Source organism: Gordonia sp. (in: high G+C Gram-positive bacteria), from assembly GCF_012515855.1.
Lineage (GTDB): Bacteria > Actinomycetota > Actinomycetes > Mycobacteriales > Mycobacteriaceae > Gordonia.
The window spans coordinates 1-3,483 of sequence record NZ_JAAYXO010000162.1 but is presented as its reverse complement, the minus strand read 5'-3'; the positions used below and the strand labels follow the sequence as shown (position 1 = coordinate 3,483).

Sequence of the window (3,483 nt, the reverse complement as noted above, 5' to 3'; positions counted from 1 at the left end):
TCGAGGAACTCGCAGCCGACGGGCAGACCGAGGTCGATCACGTCGAGCAGGAGAGCACGCGCAGTGCGGAGGCCGCGTTCCACGTCGAACGAACCGTCCATGCCGGGATCGTTGATCAGACCCTTCCAGCCGACCGTGGTGCGCGGCTTCTCGAAGTACACGCGCATCACGATCTTCAGGGTGTCTGCGTACTCCTTGGCCAGCGGTGCCAGTCGACGCGCGTAGTCGAGGGCAGCGACCGGATCGTGCACCGAGCACGGTCCGACGACGACGATCATCCGGTCGTCGCGTCCGGCGAGGATTGCGGCGATCTCTTCACGATCGCGTTCGACCATCTCGGCGCGACGCGCGGTCAGCGGCAGTTCGGTACGCAACGCCTCGGGAGACGGGATCGGCGAGAACGCAGTGACACGGCGATCAGAAGTCGAGGTCTGCGCGGTGTCGGTGGTGGTAGTCAAGGAAGTGCCTTTCAGGTGTTTTCCGCAAGATCGGTGCTCGTCCGCTCCCGGAAGTACGCCTGCGGCGCGAGAAAGATTCCCGGAAACGACAAGAGCAGCGGTCGAATGACCACTGCTCAGGCTCCGGGAAGATTGATGCGTGCGTGCGTTAGCGCTTCACCTCGGCCCCACCCGGAGCCTGGATAAAGAAACGCCAATAGTTTGCTGCCTGCATCACGCTGCCGAGAATAGCACAGGTGGCGATCGGGGGTCGGCCGTGAGTCGTGGCGGCGACTGACACGACCGACCCCCGCACCGCTACTGCTGCTGCGACAACTGCGACTGAACGTGCGCGTTGATCTGCTGCAGACCTGCGGTCGAGACACCCGGCAGCTGGCCGGTGATGCTGCGGACCACCGCATTGTCGTTGATCACCTTCTCGCTGGACTGAATCAGCACGGTGCCCTCGCCGGTGAAGTCGAACTGCTGCTCCTCGCCCGAGCGGATCCCCATGCGCGAGGCCGCCGCCGAGAGGAGACCGGTGACCCAGTTCTGGTCGTAGTGGTGACTCGGCGAGGGGCAGTCGGCCCAACCGACCATGGCCTCGGGATCCACGCGCACCGGCGGCTCGACGAACATCACCGGTCCGTTCGACGACGCGAGGAAGCGCCCGGTCCCGATGAGCGTGAGGAATCCGGGCACGATCGACTGCTGCAGCGCCAGGCTCGGCTCGAACGCGAGGAGATTGGCCGCCCGGATCGTCAGGTTGCCGTTGTCCTCGAGATTGTAGGAGTTGATCTCGTACCCGCGGTCGCCGATGACCACCTTGCCCTGGCCCTGCGCCACGACGTAGTCACCGAGGTAGAGCGGTGCGGAGAACTGCTGCGAGACCATGTGCAGCAGCCCGGCCTGCAGTCCGTGCTGCAGCGAGGTGAACGACACCTGTCCGTAGTACGCGATCATCGCGCCCTTGGACATGAACCACGGCTGCGCGAGGTCGATGCAGTACGAGTACTTGTTGTCCGGGACGTTGTCGTCCGCCGGGAGGGTGTGCGGGTTCCACACCGTGTTCAACTGATTCACAGTCGTTGCTCCGATGCTTGAACGAAGACCACACCCTGTCCGGTGCAGTCGAGTTGGAAGGCTTCGCCGCCGGTGCGGCCCATGTTGCGGAAGCTGACCGTCGAACGCAGATTGGTCTCGACCTGTCCGACGGATGCGGCGAACGCCTGCGGATCCACGGTCAGCGGACGGTTCGGCGCCACCTGCAGTTGGATGAAGCCGCCGTGTCCGAGAATCACCGCGGTTCCGGACCCGACCAAACGGGTGGTGAACATGCCCTGGCCGGTGGCGACGCCGCCCGCGGCCGACCGCAGGGCGCCGCGGAGCCCGCCTCCACCGCCACCCGCCTGTGCCGACGTCGAGACGATCGACGACTGCAGCCCTTGGGTGTGTGCGAGCAGCTTGGACGCTTCGACTCGCAGTTCGCCGCCGCCGCTCAGGTCGACGATCTCGACCTCGAGTCCGCGGAAGCCATAGTGGACGGTGCCGTCGCCCTGCGCGATCATGGTCTCCTCGTGCTCGCCCTGCATCATGCGGCCGGCGATGCCGGCCATTCCGCTCATCCCCATGCCACCGGCGCCGGGCACCTGATGCGGTTGGAAGAAGACGTTGCCGGTGTAGAAGAGCATCGCGCCGCGGCGAGCGACCACCGGTCCGCTGCGGGCGAGATCGATCGACACGACCTTGCTGTTGACCTTCGTGAACACGTCGATCCCCTATCGCTCGGCGGGTTGGATGGAGACGACGCCGGTGCCGTCCCAGCGGAGGGAGAACGCCTCGCCGCTGCCCTGCCCGACCACCGTCCGCCACGACACGTCGGTGATGAACGACTGCGAGAGCGCTCCGCGAGCACAGACGAAGGCGTCCGGATCCACCACCAGCGGGGACTGCGGCGACACTTCCAGGTGAATCAGCGGGCCGCCCTGCGACAGCAGCGCCACCTGCCCGTGGCCGGTCACCGTGGTGGTGAACAACCCTTGGCCCGACACGCCGCCGCGGACTCCGGCGAACGTCACGTTGGTCTGCAGATTCGACGTCAGTGCCAACAACTGCTGAGCCTCCACCTGCAGAGTCTCGCCCGCCAAGTCGACAACGGTCACATTCGCGGCGTCCTGTGCCAGGTAGACGATGCCGCTGCCGCTGCATTCCATCAGCGAGAGGCCTTCGCCGGTCGCCTTCTTCTTGATTCCCGCGACCAGGCCGTCGCCACCTCCGAAGCCGGCGGACTTGAACGTCACCTGCCCCTCGAAGGCGACCATGGATCCGCTGACGGCGCGGACCGAGCTGTTGTTGAGGTGTGCTTCGACCACCCGCTTCGTCTTCGAGACGAGTTGCATCGTTGTGGTGTCCTTCGTGCGGCGACTAGAGAGTTAGAACCCTAGCGCCTGCGGCGGCCGTCGTCGGTCAGCCGGCCGAATATTCTTCGCCGTCGGTGTCAGCGTCGAGTCGCTCACCCGAGGTGCAGAAGCGCCACCGCGGCCTCCACCACCGGCAGATCGCAGACCTTGCCGCGGCAGACGTACGCGGCATCGCGGCCGCCGACCGGCCCGCGGTCGGCGAGCAGCGGCACGGTGTCGCGCGGCCCCGACACCACCACGACGCCGCCGGGTGCTCCCCTGCGGATCTCCCCGACGAGCGCACCGTCGCTGTCAGCGGTCTCGGCGACGGCCACCTGCAGTGGACCGGCGAGGCTCGCGAACGCCGTCGACAGCCAGTGTCCGGCCGACCGCGGGGCCTTCGCCAGGATCAGGCCGGAGCGGCCGAGCGTCGCAGCGAGCAGGGCCTCGTAGCGGGCTGCGTCGTCGATGTCGTCGGCCAGCACCGACGCCAGCAGCAGCGCTTCGGCGGCCAGCGACGCCCCCGACGGGGTCGCACCGTCGACCGGGTCGCGCGGCCGGAGCAGCAGGTCGTCGTCGTGGGCGTCGTACCAGGCGCCCTCGGCCTCGGGGTCGGCGAACACCGCGATCATCCGGTCGACGAGGCC

4 protein-coding genes and 1 pseudogene are annotated in these 3,483 nt (G+C 67.3%); all 5 read right to left on the bottom strand.

Going from position 1 to position 3,483, the window contains the following annotated elements; genetic code table 11:
* The coding region (locus GX543_RS11875) for a 3-deoxy-7-phosphoheptulonate synthase (protein WP_290852114.1) at window positions 1–458 on the bottom strand (458 nt) is incomplete at its 3' end.
* A gap of 297 nt (window positions 459–755) precedes the next feature.
* A complete protein-coding gene (locus tag GX543_RS11870) occupies window positions 756–1,520 on the bottom strand; it encodes an AIM24 family protein (RefSeq protein WP_290852113.1) in 765 nt (254 codons plus the stop codon).
* Window positions 1,517–2,206 carry an AIM24 family protein gene (locus GX543_RS11865; protein WP_290852112.1) on the bottom strand — a complete coding sequence of 230 codons (690 nt, stop codon included), beginning with the start codon at window positions 2,204–2,206 and terminating at the stop codon, window positions 1,517–1,519. The genes GX543_RS11870 and GX543_RS11865 overlap by 4 nt, the downstream gene beginning before the upstream one ends.
* A 9-nt stretch (window positions 2,207–2,215) precedes the next feature.
* The gene (locus tag GX543_RS11860) at window positions 2,216–2,836 is read right to left on the bottom strand and encodes an AIM24 family protein (RefSeq protein ID WP_290852111.1); all 621 of its coding nucleotides are present in this window, start codon (window positions 2,834–2,836) and stop codon (window positions 2,216–2,218) included.
* A gap of 113 nt (window positions 2,837–2,949) precedes the next feature.
* Window positions 2,950–3,483: pseudogene (locus GX543_RS11855) on the bottom strand (hypothetical protein); the annotation flags it as partial.